General features: G+C 58.2%; 17 protein-coding genes. 9 read left to right on the plus strand and 8 right to left on the minus strand.

Features of this window, described 5'->3' with window-relative positions:
• The first annotated feature begins 38 nt into the window (after window positions 1-38).
• Window positions 39-914, plus strand: coding sequence for a helix-turn-helix domain-containing protein (locus HOP44_RS04065; RefSeq protein WP_172250782.1), 876 nt, complete (start codon window positions 39-41; stop codon window positions 912-914).
• 130 nt (window positions 915-1,044) lie between these two features.
• On the opposite strand, the gene uxaC is transcribed toward HOP44_RS04065, so the two are convergent.
• From uxaC to HOP44_RS04085, 4 genes are all read right to left on the minus strand, one after another.
• Window positions 1,045-2,517 carry a glucuronate isomerase gene (uxaC, locus tag HOP44_RS04070; RefSeq protein ID WP_172250784.1) on the minus strand — a complete coding sequence of 491 codons (1,473 nt, stop codon included), beginning with the start codon at window positions 2,515-2,517 and terminating at the stop codon, window positions 1,045-1,047.
• Complete coding sequence (locus HOP44_RS04075; protein WP_172250786.1) at window positions 2,514-4,001, minus strand: UxaA family hydrolase; 1,488 nt, start codon at window positions 3,999-4,001, stop codon at window positions 2,514-2,516. Before HOP44_RS04075 ends, uxaC begins: the two co-directional genes overlap by 4 nt.
• Window positions 3,989-5,431 (minus strand): tagaturonate reductase, encoded by a 1,443-nt coding sequence (locus tag HOP44_RS04080; protein WP_172250788.1) that lies wholly within the window; start codon window positions 5,429-5,431, stop codon window positions 3,989-3,991. Before HOP44_RS04080 ends, HOP44_RS04075 begins: the two co-directional genes overlap by 13 nt.
• A 99-nt stretch (window positions 5,432-5,530) precedes the next feature.
• Entirely contained in the window at window positions 5,531-6,544 is a 1,014-nt protein-coding gene (locus HOP44_RS04085; protein ID WP_172250790.1) for a LacI family DNA-binding transcriptional regulator, read from the minus strand.
• Window positions 6,545-6,698: 154 nt separating this feature from the next.
• Between HOP44_RS04085 and HOP44_RS04090 the strand changes: the two genes are divergently transcribed.
• Together HOP44_RS04090 and HOP44_RS04095 are read left to right on the plus strand one after the other, a co-directional pair.
• Complete coding sequence (locus tag HOP44_RS04090) at window positions 6,699-7,757, plus strand: LacI family DNA-binding transcriptional regulator (protein ID WP_246369566.1); 1,059 nt, start codon at window positions 6,699-6,701, stop codon at window positions 7,755-7,757.
• A gap of 183 nt (window positions 7,758-7,940) precedes the next feature.
• Entirely contained in the window at window positions 7,941-11,195 is a 3,255-nt protein-coding gene (locus HOP44_RS04095) for an alpha-mannosidase (RefSeq protein ID WP_172250792.1), read from the plus strand.
• A gap of 143 nt (window positions 11,196-11,338) precedes the next feature.
• Here HOP44_RS04095 and HOP44_RS04100 read toward each other — a convergent pair whose 3' ends face one another.
• Window positions 11,339-12,217: an AraC family transcriptional regulator gene (locus HOP44_RS04100; protein ID WP_172250794.1), complete on the minus strand. Its 879-nt coding sequence runs from the start codon at window positions 12,215-12,217 to the stop codon at window positions 11,339-11,341.
• A 171-nt stretch (window positions 12,218-12,388) separates the two neighbouring features.
• Between HOP44_RS04100 and HOP44_RS04105 the strand changes: the two genes are divergently transcribed.
• From HOP44_RS04105 to HOP44_RS04120, 4 genes are all read left to right on the plus strand, one after another.
• Entirely contained in the window at window positions 12,389-13,075 is a 687-nt protein-coding gene (locus tag HOP44_RS04105; protein ID WP_172250796.1) for a rhamnogalacturonan acetylesterase, read from the plus strand.
• 131 nt (window positions 13,076-13,206) lie between these two features.
• Window positions 13,207-13,710, plus strand: a complete 504-nt coding sequence (locus tag HOP44_RS04110; protein ID WP_172250798.1) for a GNAT family N-acetyltransferase — start codon at window positions 13,207-13,209, stop codon at window positions 13,708-13,710.
• Window positions 13,711-13,795: 85 nt separating this feature from the next.
• Window positions 13,796-16,186: a helix-turn-helix transcriptional regulator gene (locus tag HOP44_RS22615; RefSeq protein WP_219915562.1), complete on the plus strand. Its 2,391-nt coding sequence runs from the start codon at window positions 13,796-13,798 to the stop codon at window positions 16,184-16,186.
• 84 nt (window positions 16,187-16,270) lie between these two features.
• A complete protein-coding gene (locus HOP44_RS04120) occupies window positions 16,271-16,936 on the plus strand; it encodes a DUF4386 domain-containing protein (RefSeq protein WP_172250800.1) in 666 nt (221 codons plus the stop codon).
• A gap of 121 nt (window positions 16,937-17,057) precedes the next feature.
• On the opposite strand, the gene HOP44_RS04125 is transcribed toward HOP44_RS04120, so the two are convergent.
• From HOP44_RS04125 to HOP44_RS04135, 3 genes are all read right to left on the minus strand, one after another.
• Window positions 17,058-17,420 (minus strand): hypothetical protein, encoded by a 363-nt coding sequence (locus HOP44_RS04125; protein WP_172250802.1) that lies wholly within the window; start codon window positions 17,418-17,420, stop codon window positions 17,058-17,060.
• A 141-nt stretch (window positions 17,421-17,561) separates the two neighbouring features.
• Window positions 17,562-18,101, minus strand: a complete 540-nt coding sequence (locus tag HOP44_RS04130; RefSeq protein ID WP_172250804.1) for a PadR family transcriptional regulator — start codon at window positions 18,099-18,101, stop codon at window positions 17,562-17,564.
• A 221-nt stretch (window positions 18,102-18,322) separates the two neighbouring features.
• Complete coding sequence (locus tag HOP44_RS04135; RefSeq protein ID WP_172250806.1) at window positions 18,323-18,922, minus strand: beta-class carbonic anhydrase; 600 nt, start codon at window positions 18,920-18,922, stop codon at window positions 18,323-18,325.
• A 250-nt stretch (window positions 18,923-19,172) separates the two neighbouring features.
• Between HOP44_RS04135 and HOP44_RS04140 the strand changes: the two genes are divergently transcribed.
• Window positions 19,173-20,696 carry a carboxypeptidase M32 gene (locus HOP44_RS04140; protein WP_172250808.1) on the plus strand — a complete coding sequence of 508 codons (1,524 nt, stop codon included), beginning with the start codon at window positions 19,173-19,175 and terminating at the stop codon, window positions 20,694-20,696.
• Between the two features lie 185 nt (window positions 20,697-20,881).
• Window positions 20,882-21,844 (plus strand): aromatic acid exporter family protein, encoded by a 963-nt coding sequence (locus tag HOP44_RS04145; RefSeq protein ID WP_172250810.1) that lies wholly within the window; start codon window positions 20,882-20,884, stop codon window positions 21,842-21,844.
• Window positions 21,845-22,050: the final 206 nt, after the last annotated feature.

The raw sequence follows: 22,050 nt of genomic DNA on the forward strand, positions 1-22,050 counted from the left end.
ATCATTTACCGATGGGTTCAACAGAACGGAGGGAAACTGTGCGCGTGTTGGAACTGGATATTCCGCCTCTGCCGGAGATTGCCGCCGTCGGACACGGCATTTGGCGCAAAGGGATGAGGCATGCCGAGCGGGTCTTCGAAGCTTACGATCTGATCGTATGCGTGTCGGGGACGCTCTACATCGAAGAAGAAGGGGAACGCTACGCAATCGCTCCCGGAGAGATGCTGATTCTGGAAGCGGGACGCCGACATGGCGGTTATCGGGCAGTCGAATACGACACCGAAGTGTATTGGATCCATTTTCGCCAAACAGCCGCAGCCCGGATCCGGGAGAGCGAAGAGCTTGCGCCCGGACAGCCGCTGCCGCCCCGTACAAGCCAGGCAACGCAGCCGGGCCCCGGCAGTATCGCGGTTCCGAAATATGCGGCCGTCGATCTGGCGGCGCTTCGGCCGCTGCTGAACGGTATGCTGCGTTTGTACGAAACGCTGACGCTGGCCCGCTCTTTCGAGCTTCAAGTCGAGTTCGGTCAACTGCTGCTTCATCTGCGAAAAGGATTGTCGATCTCGCCGGGCCGCTCCCGCGCCGATCGCCTCGGCGAAGAAACGGCCGCTTATCTGGCGCGCTGCCTACGGCAGCCGTTCGATTCGGCTGTGATGGAGCGCGATCTGCATTATCATTTCGATTACCTGTCCCGCTGCCTCAAACGGTACACCGGGATGAGTCCGCTCTCTTACCGGCATCATCTGCAGATTGAACGTGCCAAACGCCTGCTTGCGCATTCCGACGATACGCTCGGCATGCTGGCCGAACAATGCGGATTCCGCGACGCCAACTATTTCGCCCGTTTGTTCAAGCGCGAAACGTCGCTGACACCCGGCGAATACCGCAGGCGCTATTCGGTGTTCCGCACTTGATCTCCCGCAGGCAAATATCAAAAAGCCGTGCTTGCGCACGGCCGGGTGGAGCCATCAACCGAACTTTTCTCTGCCAATGCTTCCAGCCCTTCGTTCACGGACGCGAACTTTTTCCGGCTGCGGTTCTTGTTCAAGCCCCGCCGAATCCGAAATAAGCGGCCGCATTGCCGTAGGCGATATCCTGCACGATTCCGCCCAGCAGTTCCGGATCGTCTGGCGCTTCGCCGCGCTGCGCCAGTTCGCCGAACCATTCGCACAGGACACGTCGGAAATATTCGTGGCGGGTGTAGGAGAGGAAGCTGCGCGAATCCGTCAGCATGCCCACGAACCGCGGCAGCAGCCCGTTGTCGGCCAGCAGTGTCATCTGTCGGCGCATGCCGTCCCTTGTATCGTTGTACCACCAGCCGGAACCGAGCTGCATTTTGCCGGGAATATCCCGCTGATAGCAGCCCATCAGCGCAAGCAGCGCCGGATAATCGCCGGGGTTGAGCGAGTAGAGAATGGTCTTCGGCAGACCCGATTCGGTCTCGGCCCGGTCGAGCAGGCTGGATAAGGATACGGTCAGCGGCAGATCGTTCAGCGCATCGTACCCGGTATCCGGGCCAAGCTTACGGAACATCGGCGTATTGTTGTTGCGGTAAGCGTGCAGATGCAGCTGCATCGTCCAGCCCTGCTTCGTATAGGCGGCGATCAGGCGCAGCAGCAGTTCGGTACGGTAAGCGGTTACTTCCTGCCCGGATAGAGACCCGCCGGACAGCCGCTTGGCGAAGATCGTTTCCAGCGTCTGCGGATCGGCGGCCGCGTATTTCAGCGTATCCAGCGCATGGTCGGACAGGCGGCATCCCCGTTCATGGAAAAAGGCGACCCGTTTATCCAGCAGATCGGCGAGCGCCGCAAACGAAGAAACGGAACGTCCGCATGTCTGTTCCAGACGCGCGATCCAATCGGGAAAACCTTCGGCGTCGATATTCAGCGCTTTGTCCGGACGGAAGGTCGGCAGTACGGCGAATCGGGATTCTTCTTCCGCCAGCAGGCGATGGTATTCCAGATCGTCCGCGGGATCGTCGGTCGTGCAGACGATCCGGACGTTCGAGCGGGCGATCAGCGCGCGTCTGGTGAAATCCGGTTCCTGCAGCCGGGCGTTGGCCCGTTCCCAGATATCGGGTGCGCTCTGCCCATCGAGCGGCGTATCGATACCGAAAAAGCGGCGCAGCTCCAGATGGGTCCAGCTGTAGAGCGGATTGCCGACCGTTCTCGGAACGGTCTCCGCCCAGGCGGCAAAACGGTCGTAATCCGAAGCCGAGCCGGTAATCCGCTGCTCATCGATTCCGTTAGCCCGCATCAACCGCCATTTGTAATGGTCTCCGTACAGCCAGGCCTGCGTCAAGTTGGCAAACGGGCGGTCTTTGTAAATTTCCCGCGGATCGAGATGGCAGTGATAATCGATGATCGGCATGGGGCTCGCGTAATCGTGGAACAGTTTTTTGGCAATATCCGTGGACAGCAGGAAATCGTCGTTCAGGAAACCGCCTTTTGCCGATTGCGGCGTGCCGCCGCCTGCCTCCGAACGGACTTCGCCCGGTTTGTTCGTGTTTGTATTCATAGCGTAACCCCCGTTTTGAAAATGGCCAGCTCGCGTACCTGATTCTGCTCGTTGCGCGTCGGACGGCCGCTTGCGACTTCGATCAGATAAGAGACAAAGTCTTCAAGCACTTCTTCCATCGGCCGCTCCAGCAGGGGCCCGGCGTTGAAGTCCATCCAATGTCCTTTTTTGGCAAACAGTTCGTTGTTGGTGGCGATCTTCACGGTCGGGACAAAGCTGCCGAACGGCGTGCCGCGCCCGGTCGTGAACAGCACAATCTGGCAGTCCGCTGCGGCCAGCGCCGAAGAAGCGACGAGGTCGTTGCCGGGCGCCTGCAGCAGACTGAGGCCTTTGCGCCGCAGTTTCTCGCCGTATTTGAGTACGTCGACCACGGCCGAAGTGCCCGCTTTTTGCGTACAGCCAAGCGATTTGTCTTCCAGGGTGCTGATACCGCCCGCTTTGTTGCCCGGCGAAGGATTTTCGTAGACCGATTCGCCGTGCGACAGGAAATACTGTTTGAAATCGTTGATGAGCCAGACGATGTCCCGGAACACTTCTTCATTTTGCGCGCGGGCCATCAGCACTTTTTCGGCGCCGAACATTTCGGGAACTTCGGTCAGAATCGTGCTGCCGCCTTGGCCGATCAGGAAGTCGGAGAAAGCGCCGAGCAGCGGATTGGCCGTAATGCCCGAGAAACCGTCGGAACCGCCGCATTTGAGTCCGACGTTCAGTTCGCTCAGCGGCACGGGTTCGCGCTTGTCGCCAAGCGAAGCTTCGTACAATTCTTCGAGCAGCTGCATGCCCGCTTCAACCTCGTCGCCGACTTCCTGGGCAACAAGGAACTTGACGCGCGATTCGTCGAAACGGCCCAGTTTCTCCCGGAATTCCGCTACGATGTTGTTCTCGCAGCCAAGCCCGAATACGAGCACGCCGCCCGCATTCGGATGCTGCACGGCGTCAAGCAGAATATCGCGCGTCATGCGGTGGTCGTCGCCGAGCTGCGAGCAGCCGTAGGGATGCTTGAGCACCGTTACATTGTCGAACGCGCCGAGATCGGGATGAAGAAGCTTGAACTCCGCGACGATCTGTTCGGCGATGCCGTTGACGCATCCGACCGTAGGCACAAGGAACAGATCGTTGCGGATGCCGACCTTGCCGCTGCCGCGGCGGTAACCGTCGAAGGTCAACCCGCGGGAGGGGTAGAGGACGGGATGCATGTCCGGAACATATTCGTATTCTTCTTCGCCGGCAAGCGTGGTCCGGATATTATGAAGATGGACCCATTCGCCGGCTGCGATATCTTCGACCGCGTAGCCGATCGGCGCGCCGTATTTCATGACGACTTCACCCCGGGCAATCGGAGCCGTCGCGATCTTGTGTCCCTGAGGTACTTCGCGCAGCGTTTCGAGCTTCAGGCCTTCGGCTTCAAGCGGCTCGCCGCCGTTCAGCGGGCGAAGAGCGACAGCCACGTTGTCGCGCGCATTCATTTTCATCAAAGTTCGCATGTCGTTGTTCCTCCTTTTACGAGTCGGTGCAGCAGTTCGCGGGGGGCTGAAGTTTCCAACTCCCGCAGCCGGTTCTGCACCGCGGCAGCGAGACCGTCCAGTTCGTTCAAGTCGAGTCCCCAGAGGGAAGTGTCGCCCAAGATCACCGGAACGAAGTCTGCCGGATCGGATGGGGCACGGTCGAAAATAGCGAGTACGGAAGCTTCATCCTGGCGTACGGCCCGGTCGCCCTTGTAGCCGTAGAGCAGGGCGGACAAAGCGAGTACGATGCCATGCGGCAGTTCGCGGCGTTCCCGAACGAAGCGAAGCAGAATCGGCAGCAGGCGCGATCTGAATTTCGATACGCTGTTCAGCGAGATCGAACGCAGCTCGTGCCGGATCGAAGGATTGCGGAAGCGTTCCTGCACGGCTTCCGCGTAGGAGCGAAGCTGCTCGAGCGGCAGATCGAGCATAGGAATCAGTTCGTGTTCGATCAAGGAGCGGACGTAACCGGAGAAAGCTTCGTCGTTCATCACGTCTTCGACCGTTTCCAGTCCGGCCAGCAGACCCAGGGGCACCATGGCCGTATGCGGACCGTTCAGCAGATGCACTTTGCGCTCGCGGTACGGCGTCATATCTTCGGTTACGATAACGTTCAAGCCGGCTTGTTCGAAAGGCAGCTGTTCGCGAATAGAATCGGGTCCTTCGATCACCCAGAGCAGATACGGTTCCGCGGTTACCGCCAGATCGTCCCGATAACCGAGCCGCTGCTGCAGTTCCTGTTCCCGGCCGCGGGGGAAACCCGGCACAATCCGGTCGACCAGACTGCAGCAGAACGTATTGTCCGTATCCAGCCACTTCTTGAAGTCTTCGCCGAGACTCCAATCATCCGCATGCTTCTTCACAATTTCCAGCAGTTTCTCGCCGTTGCGGTCGATCAGCTCGCAGGGAATCACGGTGAAACCGGGTCCGCCCAGCGAAAATCGCCGGTACAGCAGGGCGGTCAGCTTGCCGGGAAAGCCTGCGGGCGGCTCGTCTTCGTACCGATCCTCCGGCCGATACACGATTCCCGCTTCGGTGGTGTTGGAGACAATCAGACTCAGCTGCCGGTCGTCCGCAAGCGCCAGATAATCGGCATAATCCGTATAAGGATTGACCAGACGGCTAATGCTGGAGACGACTTCGGCGGAATCGACCGGCTGCCCCTGTTCGATTCCGTTCAGCAGCACGGTGAACAGATAATCCTGCCGGGCGAATGCGAAGTTCGTCTCTTTCGAGATCGGCTGAACCAAAACGGCGCTCCCGCCGAACAGTCCGCGATCGTTCATCTGCTGCATCTGCCAGTTGAAGAAGGCACGCATGAAATTTCCGCCGCCGAACTGGATTGCTTTTTCGGGGAAAACGGTCAGGTCTGTTCGGATACTGCGCGACAATCCGGGGAAACTTGTCATCTTTTTTGCTCCTTTGGAGTCATTTTTGCACACGTGAACATTTCGGGATGAAAAAACGCCGATTCCGGCTGCGCCGGCGAATCCGGCGCCGAAACGGAATCAGCTCCCGCCGGTGTCCGCCGGTTCGGCGACGGAACGCCGCCGGACCAACCGGCTGCCGAGCAGATGCTGAACCGGCTTCAGATCCGGGTGCTCCATATGCCGCAGCAGCAGCTTCGTGCCTTCCTCGGCAATCTCCGCCACGGATTTGCGAATGGTCGTCAGCGGGGGATTCGTATACCGCGCGAACACCATATCGTCGAAGCCGATCAGCGATATGTCGCCGGGAATACTCACGCCGCGGTCGAAGCAGGCATTCATGGCGCCGATCGCCATGTCATCGTTGCCGCAGAAGACGGCGGTTGGACGCTGCGGCAGATCGAGCAGGCGGTTCATCGCGCTATATCCGCTCTCGATACTGTAGTCGCCCTGGACGAAATAATTCGGGTTCGGAGACAGCCCGTGCGCGATCAATCCGTCCATATAGCCGGAGCGGCGTTCGGACGAAGACTTGAAGCCCGGCTTTCCTTCGATGATGGCGATCCGCCGGTGTCCCTGTTCGCAGGCATGGTCGGCCGCGGCTCTTCCGCCGACCCGGTCATCGGAGGCGACATTCGGAATCGACGGATCGTCCAACTGACGGTTGAGCACGACCAGAGGGATCCCCGAAGCCCGCACATGGTAAATGAATCCGTTGTCGAGTTCGCTCTGGCTCATGACCAGGATCCCGTCGTAACGGCGGGGATTGACGCTGCCCAGACTGCCGGGATCGTCGATGCCGCTGACCGTCAGCATGTAGTTTTTGTCCAGTTCCCGCCGGATGCCTTTGAGCGCCTCCGCGAGGAAGCTGGACGAAGTGCCCTGCTCGATACTGGAGAAAAACAGCCCGATCGTGTTGGATTTGCGCGTGACGAGATTTTTGGCGCTGTAGTTGGGCACGTAATTCATATCCGAAGCGATCTTCTCGATCCGCTCCCGCGTTCCCGGCTTGATGAGCGAACTTCCGTTCAGCGCGCGGGAAACGGTCGTATGGGAGACTCCGGCCGCCCGCGCAATGTCTTTGATCGTAATCATGGTTTGATCTCCCGCCTTTAAATGTTAACGTTTTCATCATAAAGCCGTCGGCGGGGGTTGTCAACGCGGAGAAGAGTGCGAAAAGCCGGTTTTTTGAGACGTATTTCTGTCTGTACAGCCGCTATAACACGTGTTATATTGGGTGCGAGGTGCTATGATGACTCCCAAATCGACAAATTCCAAAAGAACGACCAGTCAGGATGTGGCGCGTCTGGCCGGCGTCTCGCGCAGCGTGGTCTCGGCCGTACTGAACGGGACGCCGGGAATCGGCGTGGGCGAGCAGACGCGCGAAAAGGTGCTGGAAGCGATTCGCCAGTTGGATTACCATGTGGACGCGCGCGCGCGCGGAATGAAGACGGGCCGCAGCATGACGCTTGCCGCATTCGGCGATACGGGCCATCCGCTGTTTATGCGGCTGCTGGAAGGCATGCAGCGGGCGGGGGAAGCGCAGGGCTACCATCTGCTGCTCAGCTCGCCGGGGCGGGGAAAGCCCGGCGAAGCGCGCGCCGAACTGCTGGAACTTTACCATCAGCGCAGAATTGACGGAATTGTGACGCTTGACGATACCAGTTATGCAGATCCGGAGTGGGCGGAGCGGATCCGCGCGATCGGCGTGCCTTACGTATCGGTGGAAGGATATGCCGAGACGGAAAATATTCATTCCGTGCATGCCGATTACCGGGGCAGTATAGAGACGGCGCTCGACTATTTGCGGGCGAAGTCTCCCCGGTCCGTCTCCGCTCCGGAGTACGCGGAAGTATTCAGCGCTTCGCACGGCGGCCGAATCAACGAAGCGGAGCGGCAGCGCAGGCAGGGCTATGAAGACTGGTGCCGGAGGCACGGTTTGCAGCCGGCCGTGTCGCGCCATCTGCAGCAGGCCGACCGGGTAGACTGGACCGGCTGGTGCCAACGGCGCAGCGGGCGCAAGCAGGCTCCGCCGGTTCTGGTGAATTGGTCCAGTGCGGTTCCCGATCTGTACCGCGCCGCGCGAACCTGCGGATTGACCGTCGGCGGCGATCTGCGCGTGATGGCCGCCGACAATACGATTCAAGGCGACGTATTGAGCGTGCCGACGCTCAGCTGCGTGGAGATTCCTTATGCGGCAATGGGCGAAGCGGCGGTCGCCGGCGTGCTGAGGCAGGCGCAGGGCGAGAGCGGATCGCCTTCCAAGCTGCGGCTGCCCGCCCTGCTGAAGCCGGGCGAGAGCGCGTAATTCCGTTCGCCCATGCGGGGGGACGAATATCGGGCGGCGCAGTCCGCAGAAGATCGGCCGGAGCTTTGGCGGACAGAATTGAGAGTAGATGGTTTGGTCGGCAGCTTCAGAATTCAAGGCGGCATTCTTCGGAAGCCGCCCATTTCTTGGTCACATAACACGTGTTATACAGGGAGCGATGAGATGTTTTCAACCGAAGAAAAACTGGCTGCACGCATTCAGGAGCTGGAAGCTTACCGATACAGGGAGCCGATCGAACTCGGCGAATGGGCCGGGATCGAAGATGAAGAAGGAGCCAATGGCGCTTATCCGCCGGTCTCGTTCCGCGAAGGGCGGACGTATGCGATCGGCGACCGCTGGAGCGGGCGGGATCGCTATATCTGGCTGCAGCGCCGCGTAGAGATTCCGGCCGAATGGAGCGGCCGCCGCATTGTCGGTTTGTTCGATTTCGGCCGCACGGGCGATTTCTACAACAGCGGCTTCGAATCGCTGTTGTTCGTGGACGGGCATCCGTATCAGGGCGTAGATTCGAATCATTTGGAAGTTTTTTTGGAAGCGGATACAATCGGCCGGACACTCGAGCTGTCTTTCCGGCTCTGGTCGGGACTTGAAGGCGGCGGCCTGCCTACCCCTCAGGAGCATGTGATCCGTGCGGCGAGGCTGACATGGCTCGACGAAGCGGCGGACGATTTGTATTACAGGGCGCGAGCCGTGCTTGGCGTCTGCCGGGAACTGCCGGAGAATAACGCGCTGAAGCCGGAGCTGCTGTCTGCACTCAACCGCGCGTTTGGCGCGATCGACTGGTCCAAACCGGGGAGTGCCGGTTTTTACGACAGCGTAGAGGCGGCGGGCCGGGAACTGCAGAGCCGCTTATCCGGCATCCGCAGCGCGGAACATCCGGTCACGGTCACGGCGGTGGGACATACGCATATCGATGTGGCCTGGTTATGGCGGCTGACCCACACCCGGGAAAAAGCGGCGCGTTCTTTCTCGACCGTGCTGCGTCTGATGCGCCAATTTCCGGAGTACGTCTTTTTGCAAACCCAGCCCCAGCTGTACGCCTACATGAAGCAGGATTACCCGGAGCTGTACGAACAAATCGCCGAGCGGGTCCGCGAAGGACGCTGGGAGGCGGGCGGCGCGATGTGGCTGGAAGCCGACTGCAATCTGACGAGCGGCGAGTCGCTGGTACGTCAGATTCTGTACGGCACACAGTTTTTCCGGGATGAATTCGGCGTGGAGTGCAAGCATCTGTGGCTGCCCGACGTGTTCGGTTACAGCTGGGCGCTGCCGCAGATTCTGCGCAAATCCGGGATCGGGACGTTCATGACGACAAAGCTCGGATGGAACCGCTACAACAAGATGCCGCACGATACGTTCTACTGGCGGGGGATCGACGGCAGCGAAGTGCTGACCCATTTTATCACGACGCGCGCCAAACCTTTGTCCCAGGGCGTTACGTACAACGGGGTGATCGAAGCTTTTTCCGTGCAGGGGATCTGGGATTTGTACCGGGACAAAAATCTCAATACCGAACTGCTGCTGGCGTACGGCTACGGCGACGGAGGAGGGGGCGTCAACCGCGACATGCTGGAAATGCGCCGGCGCTTGGATACGCTGCCGGGTATTCCGAGCGTCAAGCCGGGCCGCGCGGACGACTATTTCGAGCGCTTGAACGAGACGATCCGGACCACCGGCGAATACGTGCACACCTGGGACGGCGAACTGTACTTGGAGACGCATCGGGGGACGTATACGAGTCAGGCGCACAACAAGCGGATGAACCGGAAGCTGGAAATGACCTACCGGGAAGCCGAATGGCTGCATGTGCTGCTGGCGGCGGAGCAGGGAGATTTCGGGAGTTATCCGGCGGCGGAGCTGCTGGAAGGCTGGCAAATCCTGCTGCGCAACCAGTTCCACGATATCATTCCGGGCTCGGCGATCCGGGAAGTGTACGAAGATTCGCGCGTCGAATACGAACAAGCGGAGCGGATCGGCGGAACTCTGGTGGAGCTTGCGGCGCGGCAGTTAACGCAGGATTCCGCGGCGGAACAGGCCGCTGCGCACCCTTCGAATACGCCGGTTGTCGCCGCGCTGGATCCCGCGACCGCGGCCTCCGGCGAACTCCGGGAGACTAATGCCGAACCGTCTGCCGGGGAAACGGCCTATACCGTGTTCAGCGGCGCTTTCTTCGAACGGACCGGCTTGGTGGACGTGCGCTGCGAAGACGCCGCCAACCGCTCCTGGACGGATGCGCAGGGCCGCGGTCTGCGCGCCCAGCCTATGGAAGGCGGCGAATGGCTCGTCGAAGTGCCGTCGCTGCCGCCCATGGGGAGCACGGTCATTTACGCCTCGGCTGCTGCAAATCAAGCCGGGCAAGAAGAACCTTTCGCCCGGGAAGAAGCACGGTTGACGACGCCTTTCTATGTGCTGGAATGGAACGAAGCGGGGCAGCTCAGCCGTATCTTCGACCGGGAAGCGCAGCGCGAAGTGCTCTTCGACGGCGAATGCGGCAACGTGATGCAGGTGTTCGAAGACAAACCGCTGGAATACGACGCCTGGAATATCGATCTGGACGATATGCAAAAAAAGCGCGAAATCACGGATGTAATCTCGATGGAGTGGATCCGCACCGGGCCGCTTGCGGCCGTGCTGCGCACGGTCTGGCGTTATATGGACTCTTCCGTCACCCAGGACATGAAGGTTTACGCGAGCCGGCGGCAGATCGATTTCGAGACGACGGTAGACTGGCGGGAACAGCATCAACTGCTCAAGGTGTCATTCCCGGCTGCGATCCGTGCGACCGAAGCGACTTACGATATCCAGTTCGGCAACGTCAAACGGCCGACGCACTGGAATACAAGTTGGGACTACGCGCGCTTCGAGAGTGTCGGCCATCAATGGGCGGATTTGTCGGAGCGGGATTACGGCGTGAGCCTGCTGAACGACTGCAAATACGGCTACGATATCAAAGACCACACGATCCGGCTGACCTTGATCAAGTCGGCGACCGATCCGGACTGGAGCGCCGATCAGGGTGAACATGTGTTCACCTATGCTCTGCTGCCGCATGCCGGCGATTGGGCGGAAGGCCGCACGGCGGAAGAAGCATGGTCGCTGAACGATCCGCCGAGAGCGGTCCGCGGAGCGTATACCGCCGGAGCAGGCCGCTCGCTGATCCGGACGGATACGGCGGGAATCGCAATCGATGCGATCAAGCGTGCCGAAGACGGCGGCGGATTTATCGTGCGGCTGCACGAATACATGGGACGCCGGATTCAGGTCAATATTTCCAGCGATTATCCCGTTTCTTCGTGGCGGGTATGCGATCTGCTGGAACGCTCGATCGAAGGCGAGCCGGAGAGCCTTGGCGCGCACAGACGGCAGCTGTTCAAACCGTACGAGATCATCACGCTGCGCGTGAATGTGCAGCACTGAGGACCGAGCCGGCGCTTCATCGGAAAATAGTCTTCGGCAATACGCAGAGAAGATGGAGCGGGGCGGGAAGTTCGGCAAGAAGCCGGGCGGAAGAAATTTCCGCCCGGCTTCTTTTTCGTACACGAACAGGAGTCGGCAGGTCGTCAGTCCGCTCCGCCCGCTGTCCGCTCCATATTCCGATATTCGCGCGGCGAGACGCCCGACAGGCGTTTGAACATTTTGCCGAAATGCGAAAAGTTGTCGAAGCCGGCAAGTTCGGAGACGAGCGTCACACTGTGCCGGGTCTCCCGCAGCAGGCGCTGGGCTTCCCGGATCCGGGTCAGATTGACGTATTCCGCGAATCCGAATCCCGTGACTTCTTTGAACGTCCGGCTCAAGTGGCTGCGGCTGATATAGAAGCGCCGCGCCAATTCGTCCAGCTCCAGCGGTTCTGCGAAATGCCGGTTGATATGACGTACGATTTCCGCGACTTTGCGCCGGACGGGCGTCGGCTCGGGGCGGGGAAGGGTGTCGCTTCTGCCTGAAGCCCGGGCGGCGAGCAGCAGCAGTTCCCCCGCCATATGGCGAATATGCAGGCGATAGCCGGCCGGACGTTCATGCAGCTCTCGCAGCAGCGACAGCAGCAGTTCCTCGGCGCGCAGCTTTTCCTGTAAATTGAGCGAAACGAGCGCATCCCCGCGGGTAAAAGGCGTCCGCAGCAGCTCCCGTTCTTCCGGCGGATATTCGTCGAAATAAGCGGGCGAAAAATACAGCACTACCCGCTCGTGATCGGGAATTCCGGAATCGGTACTTTTGTGTACGGCGTTGGAATCGATCAGGACAAGATCGCCCGCGGAGACCCGGTAGGCGCTGTCTTTGACAAAATAGTTGCGCTCGCCGCTGAACAGGTAATACAGCTCACAGCCGGCATGGTAATGGTTCTGCAGCATGGAGAAGTGTCCGATGCGGCGGTCGAACTCGGCCCGAACAAGGTCGTGCGGTTCGCCGTAACGCATCAGGTCGGGAAGCTGCTGAAGCTGCATGGGAAGCTCCTTTCGGCGCGTAGGAAGAATACGCTTTCATATTATGGGACTATTTTAGCAAAAAAAGCGGGGTTCCTGTCAAAAAGGTGCGAAAAGCGGAGTCAGCATGCAAATGGTGGGATAGCCTTGCAGAAAGGAAAGATTCCATTATACGGAAGTAGGGCTGCGGACATGGGCAAAACCTTTTATTTGGCGGGCGATTCGACAATGGCGGAGTATCCGCCCGAAAGACTGCCGATGCAGGGCTGGGGCGCAAAGCTCGATTTGTTTTTGGACAAAGAAGTGCGGGTGGTCAACGAAGCGATATGCGGGCGCAGCAGCAAAAGCTTTATCGGAGAAGGAAGGCTGGAGCGGATTCTGGAAGCCATCGGCGAAGGGGATGTGCTGCTGATCCAGTTCGGACACAACGACGAGAAGGATGATCCCGACCGGCATACGAGTCCGTGGAGTACCTATGCCGACACGCTGAAGCAATATCTCGACGGAGCAAGGGAGCGGGGAGCGCAGCCGGTACTGATTACGCCGATCTCCCGCCGTTATTTCGATGCCGACGGGCTGCTGACGCCGACGCACGGCGATTATCCGCGGGCGATGGAAGCGCTGGCGCAGCGCGAACGGGTGCCGCTGATCGACCTGACGGGCCGCAGCGCTTCGATATTCAAGGAAATGGGGCCGCAGCGTTCGAGAAGCTGGTTTGCGCAGCTTCTTCCGGGCGAGCATGACAACTATCCGGACGGAATCGCCGACGATACGCATTTGAACGAGACCGGCGCGGAAGCGGTGGCCAAGATCGCGGCCCAGGCGCTTGAAGCGGCGGGATTGGCTGCAGGCCTGCGACGAAGTATCGGAGGAGCTTGAAGCCGGCGACCGGCAGCGGAATATTTCGGCGCACCGCCTTTCCTTTTTGCTGGAGAGGCGGTCTTTGCCGTGTTAAAATTCGGGTGAACAGCCAACCGAACAGAAAAGACCGATAAGGAGGGCATAGACCTATGGAAATTCGACTGCTGCATCCCGGCGATGCGGAAGATTACTTGAATCTGCGCCTCGAAGCGCTTCGTCTGCATCCGGAAGCTTTCGGTTCGAGCTATGAGGAAGAGTGCGGCGACACGCCGGTCAAATACGAAGAGCGTTTCGCCGGGGGAGCATTTTTTACATACGGAGTTTTTGTGGAGGGCCAATTGTGCGGTTCGGCGACTCTCGTTCCCGCGATGCGCCATAAGCTGAGGCATCGCGCGCAGATCGTCTCGGTGTATGTCTCGGAAGGCCTTCGAAGGCGCGGAGCCGCCCGTGCGCTTCTTGCCGCCGTCTGCGGCAAAGCGCTGGAACTGGATAACATCGAACAGCTGCATCTGAGCGTCACGTCGACGAACCTTTCCGCCGTTTCCTTGTATGAATCGATCGGATTCGAGACTTACGGCGAAGAGAAACACGCGCTTAAGATAGACGGGAGATATTTGGACGAAAAGCTCATGGTCCGTTTTCTGCGGGGCTAAACCCCGGTGAACGGACGATCCGAAGACGAAGCGTGTACGGAAACGGCGGCATGCTGCCCAAAAATGAATCGGAAAGGAGTGCGCCATGCGCCCACCGCTGATCGAGACCAAGCTGTTTGTCCCTCGCATTCTTTCCGGTACGGTGGATCGCCCGCATCTGATCGGGCTGCTGGAAGCCGGAAGCAGGCGGAAGCTGACCGTGATTGCCGCTCCGGCGGGATACGGCAAAACCACACTGGCTGCGCAGTGGCTGGCCGCCTGCGGCCTCCCAGCCGCTTGGATCACGCTGGACGAAGGAGATAACGACTTCGCACGGTTCCTGACGTATTTCACCGCAGCGGTCGACCGGCACTCCGGGCGCCGTTCGGGAGAAGCGCTGCGGCTGCTGGAATCGCCGCAGCCGCCTTCGCCCGAAACGACGGGAACGGTGCTGATCGCCGGTTTGGATCAATCCGCCGATCCGTGCGTTTTGGTGCTGGACGACTATCATACGATTCGTGCGGAGACGGTGCACCGTCTGATCTCGTTCCTGCTCCATTATCTGCCGCCCCACATCCGCTTGGTTCTGCTGACGCGAGAAGAGCCGGATCTTCCGCTTGCCCGGCTGCGCATTCAAGGCGAAGTGAACGATATCGGCACGGCGGAACTTCGCTTCGGACCGGACGAGACATTCGCTTTTCTGAACGAGGCGGCGGGAATATCCGTTCGCCGCGAAGAGCTTTACGCTCTGGCCGAGCGGACCGAAGGATGGATAGCCGGACTGCAGTTTGCCGCTGCGTCGCTTCGGGATCGTCCGTTATCCGGTCAACAGCTGCAGGATTTCGGCGGCAGCCGAAGCGGGTTGACGGATTATCTGATCGAAGAGGTGCTGCACAAACAGCCCGAGTCCGTTCAGCGGTTCCTGCTTCGGACTTCGTTTTTGGAACGTCTTTGCGGCTCGCTTTGCGATGCGGTTCTGCTGGATGCTTCTCTTTCGGGCCAAAAGATGCTGCGGCTGCTCGAACGCGCCCATCTGTTTGTCGTGCCGCTGGACGATGAACGGCATTGGTACAGATATCATCCGCTTTTTGCCGAGGCTTTGCGCAGAAGATGGCGATGGCTTACCGATTCAGTGCGGGAAAAAGACGAAGAAGCGGAGCGGTATGCCCGCGCCAGTGATTGGTACGCGGGCAGCGGGCTGCTCGGTGAGAGTTTCGCCTACGCGGTTGGATCGGGCCGGTTCGAACTTGCCGCGAAGCTTGCGGAAGGAGAAGGGATGCCGCTGCATCTTCTCGGTGAAATGCGTTCTGTGCTTCGCTGGCTCGAGTCTCTTCCGCCCAGCATGCTTGATGAGAGGCCTTCGCTCTGGGTCTTGTACGGTTCCGCTCTGCTGCTGGCGGGCAGACCGACGGAAATCGAATCGAAATTCCAAGCGGCGGAGGCGCTCATGGAAGAATGGGGATCGGATACGCGGACACGGAATCTGAGAGGGCTGATTGCCGCTACCCGGGCTGCGGCTGTCGGTGTAGCCATCGCAGGGCACGCCGGATCCGCCGATCGGCGGCTTGAAGCGGCCGAAGATATCCTGCAGGCCGGCGAAGCGGAAGACAAGACATCCGCGCTCATCGAGCGGATCGTGGGGGACGGCGGACGCGCTTTGCGGCGTACCGAAGAATTGGAGGCGGTCATTCGGCTGTCGCAGCTGGCTATCCGGGATTTGGATACCCGCATGATGCCGATTCGAATGACCATGTACTGGCTGATTGGTGCGGCATCCCGTTTCCTTGGGTATAACGGGCAGGCGGAGAAGGCGTATTCCGCGGTTCTGAACCTCGATCGTAAACTCGGCGGAAGCCTGATCGGGGCGATGGCGAATACGGATCTCGGCAGATTGTACGAAGAAGAAGCCCGCCTGCATGAAGCGGAAGATTGTTACCGCCGTGCACTGGACAACCTGAGAGAGCTGCCTCTTCAAGCGGCCTACGAAGCCTGCCTTGGGAGAGCCCGGATCTTCCGGAAACGGAAAGAACCGGAAAAAGCGCTGGAGTATGTTCGGAAAAGCCGGGAGCTGGCGCGGCGCAGCGGAAATCCGGAACTGGAATTGGAAGCCCTGCTTCTGGCGGGGAGGGTTTGGTTGGATAGCGGGCAGACGGAAGAAGCCGAAGCCATGGCGTCGGAAGCGGACAAGAAGGTACACTTTCATCGTCTGCCCGACGGCTCTGCCAAAGTTGCGCGGTTCCGAACGTCGATTCTCGAGTATCGCTCTGCCCGGCGAATCGAAGGCTTTGCGTATCCGACGCCCGAGCCGCTGACTCTCCGGGAAACCGAAATCCTGCGGCTAATCGCCGACGGTCTGTCGAACGCCGAGATCGGAGCCAGGCTGTTTCTGGCACTCGATACGGTGAAAGGGCATAACCGGCGGATCTTTGGGAAGCTGCAGGTCCAGCGCCGGACCGAAGCGATTGCCCGGGCGAGAAAGCTCGGCTTGATCGACTGATCCACACTTAAGTGTCTAGGCTTGTTCCGCTCTTTCCGATATGCTGACGGAGATCACGATTCGAGAAGCGAAGGGGAGCGGACGATGAAGACGGCAAATGACAGGAAAAAGGAACAGGCGGCGGGTTTATTGTTTCTGGTGGCGACAGCGGCGTATTTGACAGGAAGCGGATGGATCGGCGGTACCCTCGGGCAGTCCGATTTCTTGGTGCATCTATCTTCGGAATCCTCAAAAATTCGGATCGGTTTATTTCTGGAAACGATCAATTCCGCAGCGGTGATCGCCATATCCGTACTGCTGTTTCCGATCCTGAAGCGATACAGCGAAACGACGGCCGTAGGTTATCTGTCGGCGAGAATCGTCGAAGCGGTTCTGCTGACAATAGGGATCGGGCTGGTCTTCGCCCTGCTGGACTGGAGCGGTTCCGCTGCCGAAAATGCTTTACAGCCTGCTGCTCAGACTGTGGGCGATTTGGCGGCTGCGGTGCAGACCATGACTTTTCAATTGGCTATGCTGTCGCTCGGATTGGGAAGTCTCGCTTTTTGCTGGCTGCTGTATCGCGAGAGACTCGTCCCCCGGCTGCTGGCGGGGTTAGGGATAATCGGTTATATCGCGTTGACGCTCAGCAGCTGTTTTTCGCTGGCCGGCTTGGAGCCGGGCGCGCTTTTGTTCATCCCCGGCGCGGTGTTCGAGATCGTATTTCCTGTATGGCTGATAGTCAGGGGACTGGATACAGGCAGGACGAAATAAGACGGACTGTCGCACGCCAGGCATTGGCTGTCTGTACACGTACCGCAACATCTGCAAAAGCCATAAAAAGAAACCCGATTCTCCAAGGAGAACCGGGTTTTCGTCAAGGCCGCGCCGCCCCTTATTTCGAAGCGCTCAAGCCAGGACTCGATGGCGTATGGTATGGCTCAGTAACGTCTATTCCGTTCGCGCGAACGGCGGCCCCGCCGAAGAACAAGCCCCGGAAAAAGGTTCCGCCAAAAATCCCGCGGTGGTTTGCACGGGCGCGGGTATAGCCGCTATGGGAATAAGGATTGGAGTTCGAACGCATGCCTGAATGAACGCTGTCGGTATTTTGCGATTTGTTCGGCGTACCGGTGTACGTTCGCTGACCGGTGCTGAATCCGCCGCGGCGTGCACCGGCTTGTTCCGGCACAACCGCCGAAGCGGCGAACAAAATCAGGAAAGACAAGATTATGGAGAATATTTTCTTGGATCGGTGCATAATAACCAAAATTCCTCCTAATAAGATCAATAGCGAAAAGCAAGAGTAAAGACCCTTTGCCTTTGTTTGATCTTATACGGAGGAACGGTAAGACTGTTTCAATTTTTAACGATTATTTACAGGTTTGATTGGCTGCGCCAATCAAACCGGCGCGGTCCACTGCCCGTACTCCTGCTCGACCCAATCGATCCAGTCGACGCTGGCCTGGGTACGCATAATGGCTTTTTGCAGCAGAATGTAATCCTCGAATCCGATATGGCCGGGATGGCGGTGTTCGGCCGGAATGGCTACCTGAATATCTTTGTAGTACTTCATTCGATCGACGTGGTATTTCCGGCGTTCCGCGAACATGCGGCGTACCTCGGAAGGTTCGGCCAAGTGGATGCAGAAACACTTCAGGTTGAATTCGTCGCGCATGACCGGAGGTGCCGTCGGCTCCGACAGCCACTCGTGCAGCTTGAGGGTGCCTTCGGGCGTAATGGAATACAGCTTTTTGTCCGGTTTGTCCGCCTGCTGAATCCATTTTGCGCTGAGCAGACCCTGTTCTTCCATACTGCCGAGCAGCGGATAAATCTGGCTGTGCTTCGCCTGCCAGAAAGGCTGGATCTTGAGCATCAAATCATAGCCCGACGCTTCCGTGCGCGAGACCAGCGCAAGCAGGCCGTAAGAAAGTATATTCATATAAATCACCCGTTTTCTGTATTCAAGGCGCCCCACCAAGGGACGAACGTATTCCTCCACACAAGTGTACAACATTAAAAGAGGCCGAGGCAACCGGCAAGAACGCTCCGTTTGGACGAAAGACTGGATCCTGTTCATGGCAAAAAGCGCGTTTTCCGAAGAAAACGCGCCGGGTTGTACAAAGGATTACGTACGTAAGGCCGAAGGGTGGCTTTGCGGCATTAAGCCGTCGGCTGACCGCTTCCGTCCGCTTTTTTGATTTTTTCGTAACCGTCCGCGATGAGTTCGAGCAGCCCGGTTTTCGGATCGATCAGCATGCCGTGCACCGGAATGCCTGCCGGCATCAGCGGATGGTTGGAGATCATGTTGACGCTGTGCATGACGCCTTCCGTCTCGTTCTCCACGCCTTTGAACCATTGGCCGAGCTGTACGCCGGAGTGTTCGAGCGTATCGAGCACTTCCTGCGACACGCCGCGATCGAGCATTTGACCCATGATATGGTCGGCGTTAAGCGAAGCCATGCCGCATTCGTGATGACCGACTACGATCACTTCTTCCGCCTGCAGTTCGTACAGGGCAACGAGGATGCTGCGCATGATACTGCCGAACGGCGAAGAAATGACGGCGCCTGCCGTCTTGAGGATCTTGGCGTCTCCGTTGCGCATGTTCATGGCACGGGGGAGGAGCTCGGTCAGCCGGGTATCCATGCAGGTCAGCACGACGACTTTTTTCTCCGGGAACTTGCCGCTGATAAATGCCTCGTAGTCTTTGTTTTCGACGAATGCTTTGTTATGGTCCAAAATTTCCGTAATCTGGTTCAAAGTCCGCGCCTCCTTTTTCGCCCTCGGGCGTTATCACGAATTTTACATAAAGAAACGTCCAGAATTCAAGCCCGAATTTTGGCGAAAAATCGCGTAAGCGTTTCAAAAGCGTGTTTCGATGCAAAAAGGAGCGGCCCGAAAAGTATTCGTCCATATTGATTCTGTGTTCTTCAAAAAGTATGATCAATAGGGAAGCCCTGATATTTACTATATTTATGGAACGATCAAACAAACGAGGTGAACGATCCTAATGAATGAGCAGCTGCAGGAACAATGGAACGGATTTCGCAAATTGGTGGCCAAAATCGGAAGTTACAACGAAGCCGTTGCCCTGATGTATTGGGATCTTCGTACGGGAGCTCCAAGCAAAGGCGCGGAAACGCGGGCGGAGACGATCGGCCTGCTGTCGACCGAAGCCTTCAAGCTGGAAACGTCGGACGAAATGGGTACATATCTCGATCTGTTTACGCAGGAAGAGCATTCGGCGCAGCTTGACGATGTGGATCGCCGACTCGTAGAGACGGTCAAAAAAAGTTACGATCAGAACCGCAAAATTCCGGAAAGCGAATTTACGGCCTATACGATTCTTACCTCCAAGTCTGAAACGAAATGGGAAGGTGCCAAGGACAGCGGCGATTTCGATTCGTTCGAGCCTTTCCTGACGGAAATCGTGGCGACGCTGCGCAAATTTATCGGGTACTGGGGGGCGAAAGACACGCCTTACGACACCCTGCTCGACATGTACGAACCGGATATGACGGTCGAACGTCTGGATGCGGTATTCGATCGGCTGAAGCGGCGCTTGGTGCCGTTGGCCGAAGCGATCGCGGCTTCGGATATCCGTCCGGAGCTGCCGTTCCTGGATGCCGCGTATCCGAAAGAAGGGCAAAAAGCGTTCAGCCATTTCATTCTCAAGGAAATGGGCTACGACTTCGAGGCCGGACGCCTGGACGAAACCGTGCATCCGTTCGCGACGGGGCTTAACCCGGGCGACGTTCGTATCACGACCCACTACCACGAACGCGACGTATTGAGCGCGGCGTTCAGTTCGCTGCACGAAGGCGGCCATGCGCTCTACGAACAGAATATCGATCCGAAACTGACCGGTACGCCGCTTGCCCAGGGCACATCGATGGGCATTCACGAGTCTCAGTCTCGTTTTTGGGAAAATATGATCGGGCGCAGCCTTCCGTTCTGGCAGCGGTATTTCGGCGAGCTGCAGAAGCAGTTTCCGGATCAATTGATCGGCGTGACCCCGGAGCAGTTCCATTTTGCCGCCAACCGGGTAGAGAATTCGCTGATCCGGATCGAAGCGGACGAGCTGACTTACAATCTGCATATCATCATCCGCTACGAGATCGAGAAGATGCTCTTCAATGAAGATCTCGACGTGAAAAAACTGCCGGAAGTCTGGAATGCGAAATACGAAAGCTATCTGGGCATCACGCCGCCGAACCATTCGCAGGGCGTGCTGCAGGATGTCCACTGGTCGGGCGGCGCGTTCGGTTACTTCGCTTCCTATTCGCTCGGCAATATGTACGCGGCGCAGATCATGCATACTTTGCGTCAAGAGATGGACAATTTCGACGAATTGATCGAGCAGGGTAATCTGCTGCCGATCAAGGAATGGCTAACAAAGAAGATTTACCGCTTCGGCAAATCGAAAAAACCGTCCGAAATCATTTTCGAAGTGACCGGCGAAGAATTGAATCCCGATTATCTCGCGGATTATTTGGAACGGAAGTACTCGAGCCTGTATAATCTGAAATTGTAACCTTCGTTTCCGCATGGGAGCGGGCGGCAGCTGCGGCTGCTTGTCCCCGGTTCCGCGCGGAACCGATCGAAATCCTGCCGGTTCCTCCGAGGAACGGCGGGATTTTTGTCCCCGGAGAGAAATGTAAGGAGCATGGGAGTTTCTAAAATTCAGTGAACGTTTCTGAAAACGAGGGAAGGGATTCAATGGCTGGCCTATTTGGCTTTCGCGTGATCAAAACGGCGTTTGCGGCTTTTGCCGCGGTGATGATTGCGCACTTTGTCGGGATTCCGTCGGCGACTTCGGCGGGACTGCTGGCGATCCTGGGACTCGACACGACGATCAAAAGAAGTATCAAAACGGTCGTGGACCGCTTTTTCGCTTCGATCGTCGGATTGGCGGTCGCCTGTGTCTTGTTTGGGGGACTCGGCTTTCACTACTGGGTCATTCCGCTTTATATCCTGATCGCTTTTCCGGTTATCGTCAGAGCTTCGTTCAAAGGCGGAATCGTCACCAATGCGGTCGTCGTGTTCCATGTGTTTAACGCGGGGGAAATCTCCTGGCCGGTGCTGTGGACGGAACTCCAGCTTCTCGTCATCGGTCTGGGTTCGGCAATGCTGGTCAATCTGGTCTATATGCCGAATCCGGAAGAAAAGCTGTCGAAGATCCGCAGCGAAGCGGACGAATGTTTCTCGCGGATCTTCGCCCAATTTGCCCGTACCCTGCGCAATCCAGACTATGTATGGGACGGCCGGGAACTGATCGAAGCGGACAAAAAAGTGGAAGAAGGATTGGCGCTGGCAAGGCGTTCCCTGGAAAATCAGGTCATGAAAGCCGACGATTTCTGGAGCGTGTATTTCTACATGCGCAAGCAGCAGTTGGAATCGATCCAGACGATGGCGCAGTTGGTCTCGCAGGTCTACCGGCAGATCTCCCAGGCGGAGCTGACGGCGGAATTGTTCGACCGGTTGGAACGCGATGTCAAAAGCGAGTATTATACGGGCAGAGCCGCCGAGATGCTCCGGGAGCTGGAAGAGCGTTTCAAAGAAATGAATCTGCCGGATACCCGCGAAGAGTTCGAGGTGCGCTCGGCGATTTTGCAGCTCTGCCGGGAACTCAACCGCTACTTGGGCATGTCCAAAAAAGACAAGGCGCCGCATGTAACGTGAAAAGCCGGAGAATGAAGCGGGTCCGTACTAGGGCGTCCGAAAATGTTCACAAGGAAGAGGGCGGTGCGTCTACCGACCTCTTTTTGACGCATGCAGCCGGATGGGGTTGGAATTCGCGCTGTTTTTTTGTGAATGATTTGATGATAAAATGAACGTATGTTCGTATCCGCACGCTTTTTGCCGGAAGTCTGTTATAATCAGGGAGA

The sequence above is a fragment of the Saccharibacillus deserti genome (genome assembly GCF_013618475.1).
In the GTDB taxonomy this organism is placed as follows: domain Bacteria; phylum Bacillota; class Bacilli; order Paenibacillales; family Paenibacillaceae; genus Saccharibacillus; species Saccharibacillus deserti.